This is a genomic window from Colwellia meonggei (assembly GCF_057537295.1).
The window spans coordinates 34,459-49,966 of the sequence record NZ_BAAJLZ010000001.1 but is presented as its reverse complement, the minus strand read 5'-3'; the positions used below and the strand labels follow the sequence as shown (position 1 = coordinate 49,966).

The window sequence follows — 15,508 nt, the reverse complement described above, 5'->3', positions numbered from 1 at the left end:
AATTATGTTTATTTAATCATACGCATAAGCGTAGTGTCTTTATCAATAAAATGATGTTTTAAAGCAGCGAATGCATGGAGTAATGCTAGAATTAACACACCATATGCTAAATAGTAATGTACCGTACCAGCAACATCTTCTTGGTTATCAATCGGCAACTGCAGAGCAGTAAACGTAAACCAATCAAAAATAGCGATAGCTTTGCCATCAGCGCTAGTAATTAAATATCCTGATAGTAATACAACAATTAAAGCTATATATAAAAAGAATATTGCCACTTTTGCCGCTTTCTTCTCAATATTACTATGCGACGCTATGGTGTCAGGAGAGCCTGCTATATAGCGCCAAGCTAACCTAAAACCGGTAGCAAATAACAATAATATTCCAATACTTTCATGCCAATGTGGTGCTTGTTGATACCACTGACTGTAGTAATCAAGATCAACCATCCAATAACCTAGGCCAAACAAACCAAAAACGGCAATGGCTGAAAGCCAATGTAACGACTTGCTAATGAGCCCGTATCGATTCTGGTTATTCTTCCATATGAGTTTATTGCGAATCATTTTCTTTCTCAACTGCACGCGATTTAAAGAGTTTACCTATTCAACGGTAATAAACCTAGCAAATATGCGCACTTTGTCGCAATTCATGCACTTTAAAAACCTTGCCAAAACAAGTTAGAAAACTCGAACTAGTTATTGCGCTAGATCAACACAATGTCAAAGCAGAGGCATAAAATGAAATTAAGCCAAAGGAGAAATGCAAATGAACAAAGCAATCTTAGATAATTTATTAGAGAAGAAAGTGGAGTTGAAACAACGCATTAACGCAATAGAAGCAGACTTTAAAAAAGGGCGTTCACAAGACTTTTCAGAACAAACCAGTGAAAACGAAAATAATGAAGTACTTAATGAAATTCATCACGAGGCAAAAATAGAGCTTGATCTTGTAACGCAAGCCATCAGCCGTTTTGAAAAGGATGAATATGGACTTTGTAGCCAATGCACAGCGCCTATAAAACCTGAACGATTGCGTATATTACCTTATATCGATACCTGTATTAATTGTGCTAAATAGGAGCAATAAAAATGCTAGAGAAACACGACTTACACCATGAATTCCCTGAGTTTGAACGAGAAATTCGTCACTTAAAAATGTCTGACGCTCATTTTGCTCGATTATTCAAAGAGTACCACGAGTTAGATCAAGAGGTGCATCGTATTGAAGTGGGAGTTGAAACAACCTCTGATGAATATTTAGAGACAAAGAAATTAGCAAGGCTGCACCTTAAAGACGAGTTATTTAACATGCTTAAAAAAACACAAATACCAGCGTAACACGCGAAATTAGGCAATAAAAAAGCGACTAATTACCGAAGTAAAAGTCGCTTTTTTTGTCACTAAAACTTAGTGTAATTTCTATATAGCTTGTTACTTTTTGCTTGTCGCTTGAATAACACGTAATTGTGCAACAGCACGTGCTAACTCAGCAGCAGCTTCAGCATAATCAACACCGTCGCCGTGAGCGTTTAACTTCTCTTCAGCACGTTGTTTAGCTTCTTCAGCAGCTTGTTCATCCAAATCACCGCCACGTACTGCGATATCCGCTAGTACAGTTACGTTATTCGGCTGAACTTCAAGCATACCGCCAGAAAGGTAGATAACTTCTTCAACGCCACCTTTCTTAACGATTCTAGCCATACCAGGTTTTAGTGAGGTCAGCAAAGGTGCGTGACCAGGCATAATACCTAATTCACCTTCGCTACCTGTGATCTGTAATGATTCAATGCTACCAGAAAATAACTCTTCTTCAGCACTTACCACATTAAGATTTACAGAAAGTATTGCCATGTTGACCTCCTAATTGGCGACTGTCTACTTAAAAGCAGTTAGCCGCCAGCCTTCATTACATGTTTTTAGCTTTTTCAGCTGCTTCTTCAATAGAACCAACCATGTAGAAAGCTTGCTCTGGTAAGTCATCAAATTCACCAGCAAGAATACCTTTAAAGCCACTAATAGTGTCTTTAAGTGATACGTACTTACCAGGAGAACCTGTGAATACTTCAGCAACGAAGAACGGTTGAGATAAGAAACGTTGGATCTTACGTGCGCGATCAACAGTTTGCTTGTCTTCTTCAGATAACTCGTCCATACCTAGAATGGCGATGATATCTTTAAGTTCTTTGTAACGTTGTAGTGTTGATTGAACACCACGAGCCGTTTCATAATGCTCAGCACCAACAACTAATGGATCTAATTGACGTGAAGTTGAGTCAAGTGGATCAATTGCTGGGTAGATACCTTGTGATGCAATATCACGAGATAGTACAACTGTTGCATCTAAGTGAGCAAAGGTAGTTGCTGGAGATGGATCGGTCAAATCATCCGCTGGTACGTATACCGCTTGGATTGAAGTGATTGAACCTTTCTTCGTAGAGGTAATACGCTCTTGAAGAACACCCATTTCTTCAGCAAGTGTAGGTTGGTAACCTACCGCTGATGGCATACGACCTAACAATGCTGATACTTCAGTACCCGCAAGTGTATAACGGTAGATGTTATCTACGAAAAATAATACGTCACGACCTTCGTCACGGAATTTTTCAGCCATAGTCAAACCAGTCATCGCAACACGAAGACGGTTTCCTGGAGGCTCGTTCATTTGGCCGTAAACTAACGATACTTTATCAAGTACGTTAGAATCGTTCATTTCATGGTAGAAATCGTTACCTTCACGAGTACGCTCACCTACACCAGCAAATACTGAGTAGCCGCTATGCTCGATCGCGATGTTACGAATAAGTTCCATCATGTTTACGGTTTTACCAACACCAGCACCACCGAATAAACCAACTTTACCACCCTTAGCGAATGGACATACCAAGTCGATTACTTTGATACCAGTTTCAAGAAGTTCGTTAGACATCGCTTGCTCAGCGTATGCTGGAGCTTCACGGTGAATTGACCACTTCTCTTCTTCGCCGATTGGGCCAGCTTCATCGATAGGCTCACCCAATACGTTCATGATGCGACCCAAAGTTGCAGTACCTACTGGAACTTGGATGTTATCACCTGTGTTTACTACTGTCAGACCACGACGCAAACCGTCTGATGAACCCATAGCGATAGCACGTACAACGCCACCACCTAATTGCTGTTGTACTTCTAGTACTAAGCCTGAAAGGTCACCTTCAGTTACATTTAATGCGTCATATACCTGAGGTACAGCATCTTGTGGGAATTCTACATCCACAACTGCGCCAATGATTTGGACGACTTTACCTGTACTCATGTTTAATCCTCTAATCTGTGCTCTTATTTACTAATAAAATAAATCAAGAACCTTTGCTTATACCGCTGCTGCGCCGGCACAAATTTCACTCAACTCTTGAGTAATACTTGCTTGACGAGCTTTGTTATATACCAATTGTAAATCATCGATTAAGTCGCCAGCATTATCAGTTGCAGCTTTCATTGCAACCATACGAGCGGCTTGTTCACATGCGAGATTTTCAACTACACCTTGATATACTTGCGACTCTGTATAACGAACTAATAATTGATCAAGCAATGCTTGAGCATCAGGTTCGTATATAAAGTCCCAGCGATGCTTAATAGCGTCATCATCTGACTTAGGCAAAGGTAAAAGTTGATCAATCGTTGGCTGTTGCGTCATTGTGTTAACAAATTTGTTGTACACAATAAACAATCTATCAATCTCACCATTATCATAGGCGTTTAACATAACACGTACACTACCAATTAAATCGGTAAGTGACGGATTATCACCTAAACCTGAAACTTGTGAGACGACTTTAGCACCCATATTGTTAAAAAATGCTGTGGCTTTAGAGCCAACTACAGCAAATTCAACTTCGGCGCCCGCTGCTTGCTGTTTACCAGCATCAGCAAGTACTTGCTTAAATAAGTTAATATTTAAGCCGCCACACAAACCACGGTCTGTTGAGACAACGATATAGCCTACACGCTTAGCTTCACGTTCTTCCATATAAGGATGACGATATTCTAAATTACCAAGCGCGATGTGACCGATCACATTTCGCATATTTTCAGCGTATGGACGAGAAGCAGCCATGCTATCTTGCGCTCTGCGCATTTTACTAGCTGCAACCATTTCCATCGCGCTGGTGATTTTCTGTGTATTTTGTACACTTCCAATCTTTGATTTAATCTCTTTACCACCAGCCATGACTATTCTCCGCGAAAAGGTTAACTAATTACCAAGTTTGGGTAGCTTTGAAAGCTTCAATCGCTTTCGCTAAACCAGACTCGATATCTTTGTTATAGTCGCCTTTTTCGTTGATAGTAGCCATCAACTCAGCGTGTTCATTGTTTACGTATGAACGTAATGCTTCTTCAAAATCAACAACTTTGTTGATTTCAACATCGTTTAAAAAGCCTTTTTCTGCGGCAAATAACGATACTGCTGTTTCAGCAATTGACAATGGGCTGTATTGTTTTTGCTTCATCAATTCAGTTACACGTTGACCATGCTCTAATTGAGCACGAGTAGCATCGTCTAAGTCTGAAGCGAATTGAGCAAAGGCTGCAAGCTCGGCGTACTGTGCAAGTGCTAAACGAATACCACCACCAAGTTTCTTGATGATTTTAGTCTGAGCAGCACCACCAACACGTGATACAGAAATACCAGCGTTAACAGCAGGACGAATACCTGAGTTAAATAGGTTAGATTCTAAGAAGATCTGACCATCGGTAATTGAGATTACGTTAGTTGGAACGAATGCAGATACGTCACCAGCTTGAGTTTCAATAATTGGTAAGGCAGTTAATGAACCTGTTTTACCTTTAACTTCACCGTTAGTGAACTTTTCAACGTATGCTTCGTTTACACGAGCAGCACGTTCTAGTAAACGACTGTGAAGATAGAAAACGTCACCTGGGTATGCTTCACGACCTGGCGGACGACGTAAAAGCAATGAGATTTGACGGTAAGCAACTGCTTGCTTAGACAAATCATCATATACGATTAGTGCATCTTCACCGCGATCACGGAAGTATTCACCCATAGTACAACCAGAGTAAGCTGATAAGTACTGTAGTGCAGCAGCTTCAGAAGCAGAAGCAACAACAACGATAGTATTACCTAACGCGCCGTGCTCTTCTAATGAACGAACTAAGTTCGCAACAGTAGAAGCTTTCTGACCGATTGCTACATATACACACTTAATACCAGTGTTTTTCTGGTTAATAATTGCATCTAGTGCGATCGCTGATTTACCGATTTGGCGGTCACCAATGATAAGTTCACGTTGACCACGACCGATTGGAATCATAGAGTCAATTGATTTGATACCAGTTTGTACTGGTTCATCAACTGATTTACGATCGATAACACCTGGTGCTACTACTTCAACAGGAGCGAAACCATCGTTGTCGATAGGTCCTTTTCCGTCAATAGGCTCACCTAGAGTGTTTACAACACGACCTAAAAGGCCACGTCCTACTGGTACTTCCAAAATACGGCCAGTACCTTTAACTTTTACGCCTTCAGCTAGATCCGCATAAGGACCCATTACTACCGCACCTACCGAATCACGGTCTAGGTTCAACGCGATAGCGAAGCGGTTGCCAGGAAGTTCGATCATTTCACCTTGCATTACATCGGCAAGGCCATGGATACGAATGATACCGTCTGTTACAGAAACGATAGTACCTTCGTTACGAGCTTCACTAACTACGTCAAACTGTTCAATACGATTTTTGATCAGTTCAGCGATTTCAGTGGAATTCAGTTGCATGCTCTGTTCCCCGTTAAGATTGCATTGTTGTTGCTAAGCGGTTCAATTTACCTCGTACTGAACCATCTATTACCATGTCACCAGCTTTAATTAATAAGCCAGAAACTACGTTTGCGTCTACAACACAATTGAGCTTTACTTTTCGAGCCAAACGCTTTTCAAGCGCGGCGCTTAATGTAGTTACTTGTTCCGCTGCTAATTCAACAGCAGACGTTACATCCACGTTAATTTCTTTTTCATATTCAGCTTTTAATTCGCTAAATTGAGAAAGAACTTGTGGTAGCACCAACAAACGTTGATTTTCAGCCATCACCTTAATTAGGTTTTGGGCATTGCCATTGAGTTGGTCGTCACAAACTTTTAAGAAAAGTTCTGTGGCTTGCTCAACTGACGCACCACCTGATAGGTAGCTAGTCATAGTTTCATTTTCAGAAACTTCAGCGGCAAATACTAACATTGATAACCAGTTATCAACGGCATTTGCTTCAATAGCAAAATCAAACGCTGCTTTAGCGTAGGGACGAGCGACGGTTGTCAATTCAGACATAGCTCTATTCCCTCTTAAAGTTCAGCTACAAGTTTATCTAAGATATCGCTGTGTGCAGCGGCATCAATTGAACGCTCGAGAATTTTCTCAGCACCAGCTACTGCAAGAACCGCTACTTGTTGGCGTAGTTCTTCTTTCGCTTGGTTACGTTCCGTTTCTATTTCTGCATGGCCTGAGGCTAAGATTTTTTCTTTCTCAGCTTGAGCTTTAGCAGCAGCTTCTTCAACTATTTGCGTTTCACGCTTTTTAGCAGCTTCTACAATTTCAGCTGCTTGCGCTTTTGCATCTTTAAGTTGAGCCGTGGCTTTTTCCTGAGCAAGCTCAAGATCTTTAGCAGCACGGTCAGAAGCAGCAAGTCCATCAGCAATAGTTGCTTGACGAGCTTCGATAGCACCAATAATTGGTGGCCATACGTACTTCATACAAAATATTACAAATACGACAAATGCGATCATTTCACCGATAAAAGTGGCATTAACGTTCATTTGTGTACCTCCTATTAAATATTACAGTTAAAAAAGACTTAATTACTTAATTAGCCGATTTTAACGAATAGGATGTATAGACCCATTGCAACACCGATGATTGCAATCGCATCGATAAGACCTGCTACGATGAACATCTTAACTTGAAGTTGTGGTGCTAGTTCAGGTTGACGAGCAGCAGATTCTAAGAATTTACCACCTAATAAACCAAAACCGATAGCTGTACCTAAAGCGCCTAAGCCGATCAATAAAGCTGCAGCTACATATAGTAAACCTAAGTTTTCCATTTTTATCTCCGATTATTTAAAGTAAAGTTTAAAGTTAAAATTTTTCTTCGGGCTTCCTGCCCTAAACCCTTCGGGCCGGCTTATGCCGTACTAACTTAATCCCGAAAAGTTAGTGATCTTCGTGAGCTAAGCTTAAATAAACAATTGTTAGCGTCATAAAAATAAATGCTTGTAAAGGGATAACCAACAAGTGGAATGCAGCCCATACAAAGTGCATTGGCAATTGGAATACACCAACTGTCGCAATCAGTATAAATATCAACTCACCAGCATATAAGTTACCAAATAGACGTAATGCTAATGATAATGGACGAGCTAATAAGGTAACTGTTTCAAGTAAGAAGTTCACTGGGTATAAAGTCCAATGTCCAAAAGGCTGTGTAGTTAATTCTTTGATAAAACCACTGATGCCTTTAACCTTAATTGAATAGTAAATAATTAACCAGAACACACCTAGAGCAAGTGCTAGTGTCATATTAATATCTGTAGTAGGAACGGCTTTCATGTAGTTAACACCAACCAGCTCAAATGCTTTTGGAATTAAGTCTACTGGTACCCAGTCCATAGCGTTCATCAGCAATACCCAAACAAAAATAGTTAAAGCTAATGGCGCGATAACAGGGTTTTTACCGTGAAAGGTACTTTTTACACTATCGTCAACAAACTCAACAATCATTTCAACTGCACATTGCAGCTTTCCTGGTACACCGGTTTCTGCTTTTTTTGCAACAGACCGGAAGATAGTTAAAAAGACCAAACCTAAGAATATTGACCAACCCAAAGTATCAATGTGAAAAGTCCAAAAACCTTCGCCGACTGATAAATTGGTTAAATGGTGCTTAATATATTCTTGGCTGGTTACTTCAGCACTTGATGACATATTAAAGTTCCTAATGATTAAAGTTTAAATTTTAATGTTTCAAAAAAAAGGGTGTTACTAATGGCAATGCCACTACTAAACAAAAACTGCTGAAAAAAGCTAATGGCTCTATCGCTAAAAATTTGAAGGCTAGCGCAAACAAAACGGCCGTTAATACTAATTTCATTTTTACGCCACTGTAAAAGGAATCTAAAACCTTTCTAGAGGCTCTTGCTCCTGCATATTTAAATGCTTTATGAGCAAAGACAAAATTAGGGATTATACTTATCGCTCCACCCGCTAATACTGAGTATGCGAAAGATAATCCCCAAATAAAATATGTTGCTACACTGCAAGCTAAAACGAATATTATTGCGACCAAAACTTGCATAAAAGCAAACTTTCTTCCTGGTTTAGCTAACTCATTGTGAATGTATAAACTCACCAGAAACTCCATACGATAAATTTCGTAATTCTTACAGTTTTTTAAAGTTGAAATTTACTCTTTAAAAAGCCGACGCAAGTATACTGAATTACAGCGCTAATGCAACAAAAGAGGGCGCTCATTGCCCAGATAATGTGCGAAATGTAACGGTAAACGAACAAAATACGACTAATGTATAATCGATTGTGAAAACTTTCGCTTTTTATCACTTAGATGGGAAAAGATAAGGCTGATATTTTGAAAATCATTTGAATGTGTAAACTAAAATACATTAGGCAACGACAATAGTTACATTACCTAATGATATTCGACATTTTATTGCCTATTTAAAACGAATTAAAGCGAGAAACAATACCGTCTAATTCAGATAAGTCACTATATGAAATCACCAACTTACCTTTACCTTTTTTATTGTGATTTATCGCAACTTGTGAACCTAATTTTTCAGATAAATTTTGCTCTAACATTTTAGTATTTGGATCAATTACTTTTTCTTTTGGTTCTTTAGGTGGTTGTTGAACCTTTTTAATCAGTGCTTCTGTCTCACGTACCGTCAGCTCTTTTGCAACAACAACGCGAGCAGTGTTAGTTTGAATATCACTATCCAGAGCAAGTAATGCACGGGCATGACCCATTTCAATATCACCATGCTCTAATAAGGTTTTTACTTCACTATTTAAGTTATTCAAACGTAATAAATTGGTAACCGTTGTTCGAGACTTACCAACCGCATCAGCCACTTCTTGATGCGTTAATTCAAATTCAATCAATAGTCGTTCAAGCGCAATAGCCTCTTCCATGGCATTAAGATCTTCACGCTGAATGTTTTCAATTAAAGCAATAGCGACAGCTGCTTCGTCAGGCACTTGTTTAATTAAACAAGGAACCATATCAAGTTCAGCTATTTGTGCTGCGCGCCAACGTCGTTCACCGGCAATAATTTCATAGCTGTGTTCACTTATTGGACGCACAACAATAGGTTGAATAATACCTTGTGATTTAATTGAATTCGATAAGTCATCAAGTGCTTCTGCCGACATATCTTTACGAGGCTGATACTTTCCTGGGTGTAATTGCTCAATCGGTAAATTTTGCAATTCAGTATCTTTGTTAGCAACGTCAGTCTTACTAGTTGCTTCTTCAGAAGTATTGCTTGCTGGTGTTGTTAATAAAGCATCAAGACCGCGACCTAGACCTCTGCGTTTACTTTGACTCATAATGTTCCTTGCTCTTGCTCGGTTGTTGCTTGCGGTTTTGTTTGTTTATTTTGTTCTGCGCGTCGTAATATTTCACCGGCCAATGCAAGATATGCTTTTGCACCAGTTGACGATTTATCGTAATACATTGCTGGGGCACCGAAACTTGGCGCTTCTGCTAAGCGAACATTACGTGGAATAACGGTACGATAAACTTTGTCGCCAAAATGACGCTTTAATTGCTCTGAAACATCGTTAGCTAAACGATTACGCGGGTCGTACATGGTACGTAAAATACCTTCAATATGAAGCTTTCCATTAACCACAGAAGTAAGTTGGGAAATGGTATCCATTAGCGCTGTTAAACCTTCTAGTGCATAATATTCACATTGCATTGGCACTAAAACAGAGTCAGCTGCAGTCATAGCATTGACTGTCAGCATATTTAAAGATGGTGGACAATCAATAATAATAAAATCGTAATCTTTTCTTACTTTCGATAAAGCATTTTTCAATCTATGTTCGCGAGAATAAACTTCCATCAACTTAATTTCAGCAGCCGTTACATCACTATTAGCCGCGATAAGATCGTAAACACCTGCGGTATTTTTACAAACAACTTGCTCGAAAGGACGTTCTTCAATAAGTAACTCAAAACAAGTTGCTGGAACTTCATATTTATCAATTCCGCTGCCCATAGTGGCATTGCCTTGAGGATCAAGATCAATCAATAATACTTTGCGCTTTGTTGCCGCAAGTGAAGCAGCTAAATTGACTGAGGTTGTTGTTTTGCCAACACCACCTTTTTGATTTGCAACCGCAATTATTTTTCCCACAAGATCCTCAAATACTTTCTGATCAAAAGCTTATTATTATTTATGATTTAACCAATTCAATCAAATGACGTTCACCTTCTAATCGAGGAACGGCAATAATGTGACTTTTTGCAACACTAATATTGCTTGGTAACGCTGCCACTTCATCGTTAGGGTAAATACCTTTTAAGGCTAAAAAACGACCATGTTCAACACTAACAAGATGATCACACCAAGTCACCATATCAAGTAATGACGAGAACGCGCGACTTAACACACCGTCAAATGGTGTTTCTGGTTGATATTGCTCTACACGGGCTTTCACTGGCGTTACATTTTCAAGTTTTAATTGAAAAACCACTTGTCGTAAAAACGTAACTCTTTTGCCTAAGCTGTCTAATAATACAAAATTACGTTCAGGATACAAGATAGCAAGTGGAATTCCAGGTAGGCCAGGGCCAGTACCTACATCAATAAATGATTGGCCATTTAGTAGTGGGCCAACCATTAAGCTATCCATAATATGCTTAATAACCATATCCTTTGGATCACGAATTGAGGTTAAATTATAAGCTTTATTCCACTTATGCAATAATTCAACATATTGGATAAGTAATGCTACTTGCTGATCAGAAACTTCAAGTGAAGTTTCTTTTATCAAAGCAACTAGCTGATCAGATAATGTCATTAGGCTAAATCTTAATTAATATGCTGGTTTATTATGCGCTTTTGCGTAATAAACCATGTTTTTTCAGATAGACTAATAATAACGAAATTGCAGCAGGAGTAATACCAGAAATACGAGAAGCTTTACCAATAGTTTCAGGACGAGCGTCTGTTAGCTTAGCGACAACTTCATTCGACAGCCCTGAAATTTGCGTAAAATCGAAGTCACTAGGGATCTGTGTATTTTCATGACGTTTCTTTTTGGCAATATCATCTAGCTGACGATCAATATAGCCTGCGTACTTTATTTGAATTTCAACCTGCTCAGCTGCTTGTTTGTCAGCTAATTTTGGACCTAAACCTTCAATTGACATTAATTCGCCATATTTAACTTCAGGTCGACGGACAAGATCTTCCAAGCTATTTTCACGACTCAACGGAGTTTTAAGCAAAGTATTCACTTCTGCTGCGGCACTATGATCTTTTTGTACCCACACAGATCGTAGACGTTGACGTTCAAGCTCAATATTTTCCATTTTTTCATTAAAACGTTGCCAACGTTGATCGTCTACTAAACCAAGTTCGCGACCTTTCTCCGTTAAACGAATATCGGCATTGTCTTCACGCAATAATAAGCGGTATTCCGCACGAGACGTAAACATACGATAAGGTTCTTTGGTACCTAATGTTGCTAGATCGTCAACGAGTACGCCCATATAGGCTTGATCACGTGTTAGAACTAATTCTTCTTTACCTTGAACACGAGCAGCGGCATTTGTCGCTGCAATTAAACCTTGTGCACCGGCTTCTTCATAACCAGTAGTACCGTTAATTTGCCCAGCAAAATATAAATTCTCAATGAATTTGCTTTCAAGGGTTTGTTTTAAATCTCGCGGATCAAAAAAGTCATATTCAATCGCATAACCTGGGCGAGTAATATGGGCATTTTGAAAACCTTTGATCGAGCGGACAAGATCCATTTGCACATCAAACGGTAAGCTGGTTGAAATGCCATTGGGATAAATTTCGTGGGTTGTTAAACCTTCTGGCTCAACAAAAATTTGGTGACTGTCTTTTTCAGCAAAACGATGTATTTTATCTTCAATTGATGGACAATATCTTGGACCTACACCTTCAATAACGCCTGTGTACATTGGTGATCTATCTAAACCTGATTGAATAATTTCATGAGTTTTTTTATTGGTGTGGGTAATAAAACATGAAATTTGCTCAGGGTGATCTTCACCTGATCCCATAAATGAAAATACTGGACGAGGATCGTCACCTGGTTGCTCTTCCATCACAGAAAAATCAAGTGTTCTAGCGTCTAAGCGTGGTGGAGTGCCTGTTTTCAAGCGATCCATTCTAAATGGCATATCACGTAAACGTGCCGCTAAATTAACACTTGCCGGATCACCCGCTCGGCCACCTTGATAATTATTCAAGCCAATATGAATTTGTCCAGCAAGGAAAGTTCCAACCGTTAAAACAACGCTTTTAGCTTTAAACTTTAAGCCCATTTGTGTAGAAACACCGACGATCTTGTCATTTTCAAGAATAAGATCATCACAAGGTTGCTGAAATATCGTTAGGTTTTCTTGGTTTTCTAAGAAGTGACGAACAAAGTTTCGGTATAAACTACGATCAGCTTGAATACGTGTTGCACGAACGGCAGGGCCTTTACTCGCATTAAGTGTTCTAAACTGGATTGCAGCATGATCAGCTGCGGTAGCCATTAAGCCACCTAGTGCGTCAATCTCTTTAACTAAATGTCCTTTACCAATGCCACCTATGGCTGGATTACAAGACATTTGTCCTAGTGTATCAATGTTATGAGTCAGCAGTAGAGTTTTACACCCCATACGTGCTGCAGCCAGTGATGCTTCTGTACCAGCATGACCACCACCAACAACAATTACGTCATAAGACTCTTGATACCACATAAATTATTGACCCTAGTTCGATTCATCTTGAAAAATTAAGAGCGGTATTTTAACGCTTTTTTTCACGTAGGGGAATGATCAAATCACTTAAAAGATCTTAGCTCGATCATTAGATAATATATAAAGATCTTTAAATAGATCTTGTTATTATTACTTATTAGGATCCTCTTTTTCTGTTGATAAGTGCTTTTTCAATATATAAAACAATATATTAGTTAATGATAAACCTTGTGATCAAACCTTGATCAATTAACTTATAAGCTTTGATCAAAAGAGCTAGTTATCCACATATGTTTTTAGTGTTAATTATGTCTACTGAATAATAATAGAAAATTAATAGCTTTTACCCAAAGTTATGCACATATCTATATTTTTACAACAGTTTCTGTGAATAACTTATGGGTAATTGCCTTATAGATGATCTTTATTCACAGTTAACCACTGTTGTGATTGCTCTTCTGGATCGATATCTTCACTCATATCAAGTGTCATTAATGATAATGATTCTTGGCAACCTTTTGATAATAGTAGTTTATTTATGTTTTTTGCTGCGAAGCAAAAAGTATCATAGCTAGAGTCACCGATACCGATCGTTAAAAACTTAACTGAGGATAGATCTTGATCGCTATTTTCAAGATCCGAGACAAAAGCTTGAATGTTGTCAGGATAGTCACCGGCACCATGAGTTGAGGTACACACTAACCAAGTTTGATTTTCGTGCTTTATTTCAGCGAAATTTGGTTGGAAATGTAGTTCTACATCGTGACCAAGTTCGGATAATGTCTCTTCACAGGCTTCTGCAACGTATTCTGAACCGCCCAACATGCTGCCAACGATAATTTGAAATGAGCTCATTTATTGCTCCATATATGTTATTTAATTTGAAAAAATAAGGGATTTTTAAGTTTATTTACCGATACAAAATGATGAAAAAATTTGGCTTAGAAGATCATCATTAGTAAATTCACCGGTTATTTTATTAAGCTCTTCTTGGCAGAATCTTAATTCTTCCGCCAGTATTTCTCCGGCTACATAAGACTCTAATTGTTCTAAACCTATGATTAAGTGTTGGTGGGCTTGCTCTAGCGCAACAAGATGGCGTCGACGCGCCATAAAGCCGCCCTCAGTACTGCCTTGATAGCCCATAATGTGCTTTAAGTGCTCTGTTAATGCATTTACACCTGCGTTGGTTTTAGCTGACAAGGTAACGGTAGGCGTACCGTTTATTTCGCTGTAACCCGTGTTGGCTTGGCTAATGTCGGCTTTATTTCTAATGATTGTTAAACCAATGTTTTCTGGAAGTTTTTCAAAAAACTCTGGCCAAACAGTTTTTGGATCTATGCTAGTGTCATTTGACGAGTCAACCATAAGCAAAACTCGATCAGCTTGATGTATTTCCTGCCAGGCGCGCTCTATACCAATTTGTTCAACTTTATCAGCACTTTCACGTAAACCAGCAGTGTCAATTATGTGCAGTGGCATGCCATCAATATGAATTTGCTCTGATAGAACATCACGGGTGGTTCCTTCAATATCCGTTACAATCGCGCTTTCTTTGCCACTTAACGCGTTTAATAAACTTGATTTACCGGCATTTGGACGACCCGCGATAACAACCCGCATACCTTCACGAATTATGCTGCCTTGCTGGGCTTTATTTTTCACTTCTGCCACTTGCGCAATAATGGCTTTTAGGTCGTTAACGACTTTTTCGTCCGCAAGAAAGTCTATTTCTTCTTCTGGGAAGTCTATTGCAGCTTCAACATACATACGCAAATGTATGGTGTCATTAACCATTTGATGTACGAGTTTTGAAAAGTCACCTTGTAGAGAGTGTAATGCGCAACGTGCGGCTTGCTCTGAGCTTGAGTTAATTAAGTCAGCAATTGCTTCTGCTTGTGTTAAATCGAGCTTATCGTTTAGAAAGGCTTGTTCACTAAATTCACCGGGACCTGCCATACGGATGTTAGGTAGGGCGAGTATTTCTTTTAGTAGCATGTCGAGTAATACTGGGCCGCCGTGTCCTTGTAGTTCAAGAATATCTTCGCCCGTGAAAGAATTTGGTCCTTTAAAATAAATAGCTATACCTTGATCTAGCGCTTGGCCTTGTTGATCTTTAAACGTTAAATATTCTGCTTTTCTAAGCTCTGGCAATTTTCCTAAAATGGCTTTAGCAACATTTTCAACTTCTGGCCCTGAAACCCTAATAATACCGACGCCACCGCGTCCTGGTGCTGTCGCTTGTGCAGCTATGGTTTCTTTTTGGCTAGATGAAAATGCTTGCTTGGTCATATCGAAATCTCAATTAACGTTAATTTTTTAATTGTCGATATTATAAACCGTTACGTACTGGCTGGAAATGAACAGTTAATTTTTGTCGAATTTAATCGCTAATGAGATGGTAAAAGCAGAGGGGAATATAATGAAAATTACTGAATTGCAGACAATCGTCATTCATTCACATCCATGTGATCATGACATAT

At 39.1% G+C, this 15,508-nt stretch carries 18 protein-coding genes; 2 read left to right on the top strand and 16 right to left on the bottom strand.

Translation table 11 applies throughout. The features are described 5' to 3' along the window. Nucleotides 1-8: 8 nt before the first annotated feature. Nucleotides 9-566 (bottom strand): cytochrome b, encoded by a 558-nt coding sequence (locus tag AC27E9_RS00250; RefSeq protein WP_487126240.1) that lies wholly within the window; start codon nt 564-566, stop codon nt 9-11. Between the two features lie 202 nt (nt 567-768). Between AC27E9_RS00250 and AC27E9_RS00245 the strand changes: the two genes are divergently transcribed. Both AC27E9_RS00245 and AC27E9_RS00240 read left to right on the top strand, forming a co-directional pair. Continuing rightward, nucleotides 769-1,080: a TraR/DksA family transcriptional regulator gene (locus AC27E9_RS00245; protein WP_487126239.1), complete on the top strand. Its 312-nt coding sequence runs from the start codon at nt 769-771 to the stop codon at nt 1,078-1,080. An 11-nt stretch (nt 1,081-1,091) separates the two neighbouring features. After that, entirely contained in the window at nt 1,092-1,340 is a 249-nt protein-coding gene (locus tag AC27E9_RS00240) for an HP1242/YdcH family protein (protein WP_487126238.1), read from the top strand. A 93-nt stretch (nt 1,341-1,433) separates the two neighbouring features. Here the strand turns inward: AC27E9_RS00240 and AC27E9_RS00235 are convergent, their stop codons facing one another. The 15 genes from AC27E9_RS00235 to mnmE all read right to left on the bottom strand — a co-directional run bounded on the left by AC27E9_RS00235 (nt 1,434) and on the right by mnmE (nt 15,317). Continuing rightward, a complete protein-coding gene (locus AC27E9_RS00235) occupies nt 1,434-1,853 on the bottom strand; it encodes a F0F1 ATP synthase subunit epsilon (protein ID WP_487126237.1) in 420 nt (139 codons plus the stop codon). A gap of 55 nt (nt 1,854-1,908) precedes the next feature. After that, nucleotides 1,909-3,294 carry a F0F1 ATP synthase subunit beta gene (atpD, locus tag AC27E9_RS00230; RefSeq protein WP_487126236.1) on the bottom strand — a complete coding sequence of 462 codons (1,386 nt, stop codon included), beginning with the start codon at nt 3,292-3,294 and terminating at the stop codon, nt 1,909-1,911. 57 nt (nt 3,295-3,351) lie between these two features. Then, complete coding sequence (gene atpG / locus AC27E9_RS00225; RefSeq protein WP_487126235.1) at nt 3,352-4,212, bottom strand: F0F1 ATP synthase subunit gamma; 861 nt, start codon at nt 4,210-4,212, stop codon at nt 3,352-3,354. Between the two features lie 28 nt (nt 4,213-4,240). Continuing rightward, nucleotides 4,241-5,782 carry a F0F1 ATP synthase subunit alpha gene (gene atpA / locus AC27E9_RS00220; RefSeq protein ID WP_487126234.1) on the bottom strand — a complete coding sequence of 514 codons (1,542 nt, stop codon included), beginning with the start codon at nt 5,780-5,782 and terminating at the stop codon, nt 4,241-4,243. Between the two features lie 13 nt (nt 5,783-5,795). Then, a complete protein-coding gene (atpH, locus tag AC27E9_RS00215) occupies nt 5,796-6,329 on the bottom strand; it encodes a F0F1 ATP synthase subunit delta (protein WP_487126233.1) in 534 nt (177 codons plus the stop codon). Nucleotides 6,330-6,343: 14 nt separating this feature from the next. After that, nucleotides 6,344-6,814: a F0F1 ATP synthase subunit B gene (gene atpF / locus AC27E9_RS00210; RefSeq protein ID WP_487078058.1), complete on the bottom strand. Its 471-nt coding sequence runs from the start codon at nt 6,812-6,814 to the stop codon at nt 6,344-6,346. A gap of 50 nt (nt 6,815-6,864) precedes the next feature. Then, nucleotides 6,865-7,101 carry a F0F1 ATP synthase subunit C gene (gene atpE, locus AC27E9_RS00205; protein WP_074496250.1) on the bottom strand — a complete coding sequence of 79 codons (237 nt, stop codon included), beginning with the start codon at nt 7,099-7,101 and terminating at the stop codon, nt 6,865-6,867. Between the two features lie 109 nt (nt 7,102-7,210). Continuing rightward, a complete protein-coding gene (atpB, locus tag AC27E9_RS00200) occupies nt 7,211-7,981 on the bottom strand; it encodes a F0F1 ATP synthase subunit A (RefSeq protein ID WP_487126232.1) in 771 nt (256 codons plus the stop codon). 31 nt (nt 7,982-8,012) lie between these two features. Continuing rightward, nucleotides 8,013-8,405 carry an ATP synthase subunit I gene (locus tag AC27E9_RS00195; RefSeq protein ID WP_487126231.1) on the bottom strand — a complete coding sequence of 131 codons (393 nt, stop codon included), beginning with the start codon at nt 8,403-8,405 and terminating at the stop codon, nt 8,013-8,015. 326 nt (nt 8,406-8,731) lie between these two features. Beyond that, nucleotides 8,732-9,622, bottom strand: a complete 891-nt coding sequence (locus tag AC27E9_RS00190; RefSeq protein WP_487126230.1) for a ParB/RepB/Spo0J family partition protein — start codon at nt 9,620-9,622, stop codon at nt 8,732-8,734. Further along, nucleotides 9,619-10,437 carry a ParA family protein gene (locus AC27E9_RS00185; RefSeq protein WP_487126229.1) on the bottom strand — a complete coding sequence of 273 codons (819 nt, stop codon included), beginning with the start codon at nt 10,435-10,437 and terminating at the stop codon, nt 9,619-9,621. The genes AC27E9_RS00190 and AC27E9_RS00185 overlap by 4 nt, the downstream gene beginning before the upstream one ends. 40 nt (nt 10,438-10,477) lie before the next feature. Next, nucleotides 10,478-11,104, bottom strand: coding sequence for a 16S rRNA (guanine(527)-N(7))-methyltransferase RsmG (rsmG, locus tag AC27E9_RS00180; RefSeq protein WP_487126228.1), 627 nt, complete (start codon nt 11,102-11,104; stop codon nt 10,478-10,480). Nucleotides 11,105-11,135: 31 nt separating this feature from the next. Then, nucleotides 11,136-13,025: a tRNA uridine-5-carboxymethylaminomethyl(34) synthesis enzyme MnmG gene (gene mnmG, locus AC27E9_RS00175; RefSeq protein WP_487126227.1), complete on the bottom strand. Its 1,890-nt coding sequence runs from the start codon at nt 13,023-13,025 to the stop codon at nt 11,136-11,138. A gap of 411 nt (nt 13,026-13,436) precedes the next feature. Beyond that, nucleotides 13,437-13,880: an FMN-binding protein MioC gene (gene mioC / locus AC27E9_RS00170; protein ID WP_487126226.1), complete on the bottom strand. Its 444-nt coding sequence runs from the start codon at nt 13,878-13,880 to the stop codon at nt 13,437-13,439. A 51-nt stretch (nt 13,881-13,931) separates the two neighbouring features. Beyond that, entirely contained in the window at nt 13,932-15,317 is a 1,386-nt protein-coding gene (gene mnmE, locus AC27E9_RS00165) for a tRNA uridine-5-carboxymethylaminomethyl(34) synthesis GTPase MnmE (protein WP_487126225.1), read from the bottom strand. Between the last annotated feature and the right edge of the window lie 191 nt (nt 15,318-15,508).

Bases quoted from the DNA above. Each gene is read 5' to 3' on its own strand.
- AC27E9_RS00250 (WP_487126240.1), bottom strand. From the start codon at position 566: ATGATTCGCAATAAACTCATATGGAAGAATAACCAGAATCGATACGGG.
- AC27E9_RS00245 (WP_487126239.1), top strand. From the start codon at position 769: ATGAACAAAGCAATCTTAGATAATTTATTAGAGAAGAAAGTGGAGTTG.
- AC27E9_RS00240 (WP_487126238.1), top strand. From the start codon at position 1,092: ATGCTAGAGAAACACGACTTACACCATGAATTCCCTGAGTTTGAACGA.
- AC27E9_RS00235 (WP_487126237.1), bottom strand. From the start codon at position 1,853: ATGGCAATACTTTCTGTAAATCTTAATGTGGTAAGTGCTGAAGAAGAG.
- atpD (WP_487126236.1), bottom strand. From the start codon at position 3,294: ATGAGTACAGGTAAAGTCGTCCAAATCATTGGCGCAGTTGTGGATGTA.
- atpG (WP_487126235.1), bottom strand. From the start codon at position 4,212: ATGGCTGGTGGTAAAGAGATTAAATCAAAGATTGGAAGTGTACAAAAT.
- atpA (WP_487126234.1), bottom strand. From the start codon at position 5,782: ATGCAACTGAATTCCACTGAAATCGCTGAACTGATCAAAAATCGTATT.
- atpH (WP_487126233.1), bottom strand. From the start codon at position 6,329: ATGTCTGAATTGACAACCGTCGCTCGTCCCTACGCTAAAGCAGCGTTT.
- atpF (WP_487078058.1), bottom strand. From the start codon at position 6,814: ATGAACGTTAATGCCACTTTTATCGGTGAAATGATCGCATTTGTCGTA.
- atpE (WP_074496250.1), bottom strand. From the start codon at position 7,101: ATGGAAAACTTAGGTTTACTATATGTAGCTGCAGCTTTATTGATCGGC.
- atpB (WP_487126232.1), bottom strand. From the start codon at position 7,981: ATGTCATCAAGTGCTGAAGTAACCAGCCAAGAATATATTAAGCACCAT.
- AC27E9_RS00190 (WP_487126230.1), bottom strand. From the start codon at position 9,622: ATGAGTCAAAGTAAACGCAGAGGTCTAGGTCGCGGTCTTGATGCTTTA.
- rsmG (WP_487126228.1), bottom strand. From the start codon at position 11,104: ATGACATTATCTGATCAGCTAGTTGCTTTGATAAAAGAAACTTCACTT.
- mnmG (WP_487126227.1), bottom strand. From the start codon at position 13,025: ATGTGGTATCAAGAGTCTTATGACGTAATTGTTGTTGGTGGTGGTCAT.
- mioC (WP_487126226.1), bottom strand. From the start codon at position 13,880: ATGAGCTCATTTCAAATTATCGTTGGCAGCATGTTGGGCGGTTCAGAA.
- mnmE (WP_487126225.1), bottom strand. From the start codon at position 15,317: ATGACCAAGCAAGCATTTTCATCTAGCCAAAAAGAAACCATAGCTGCA.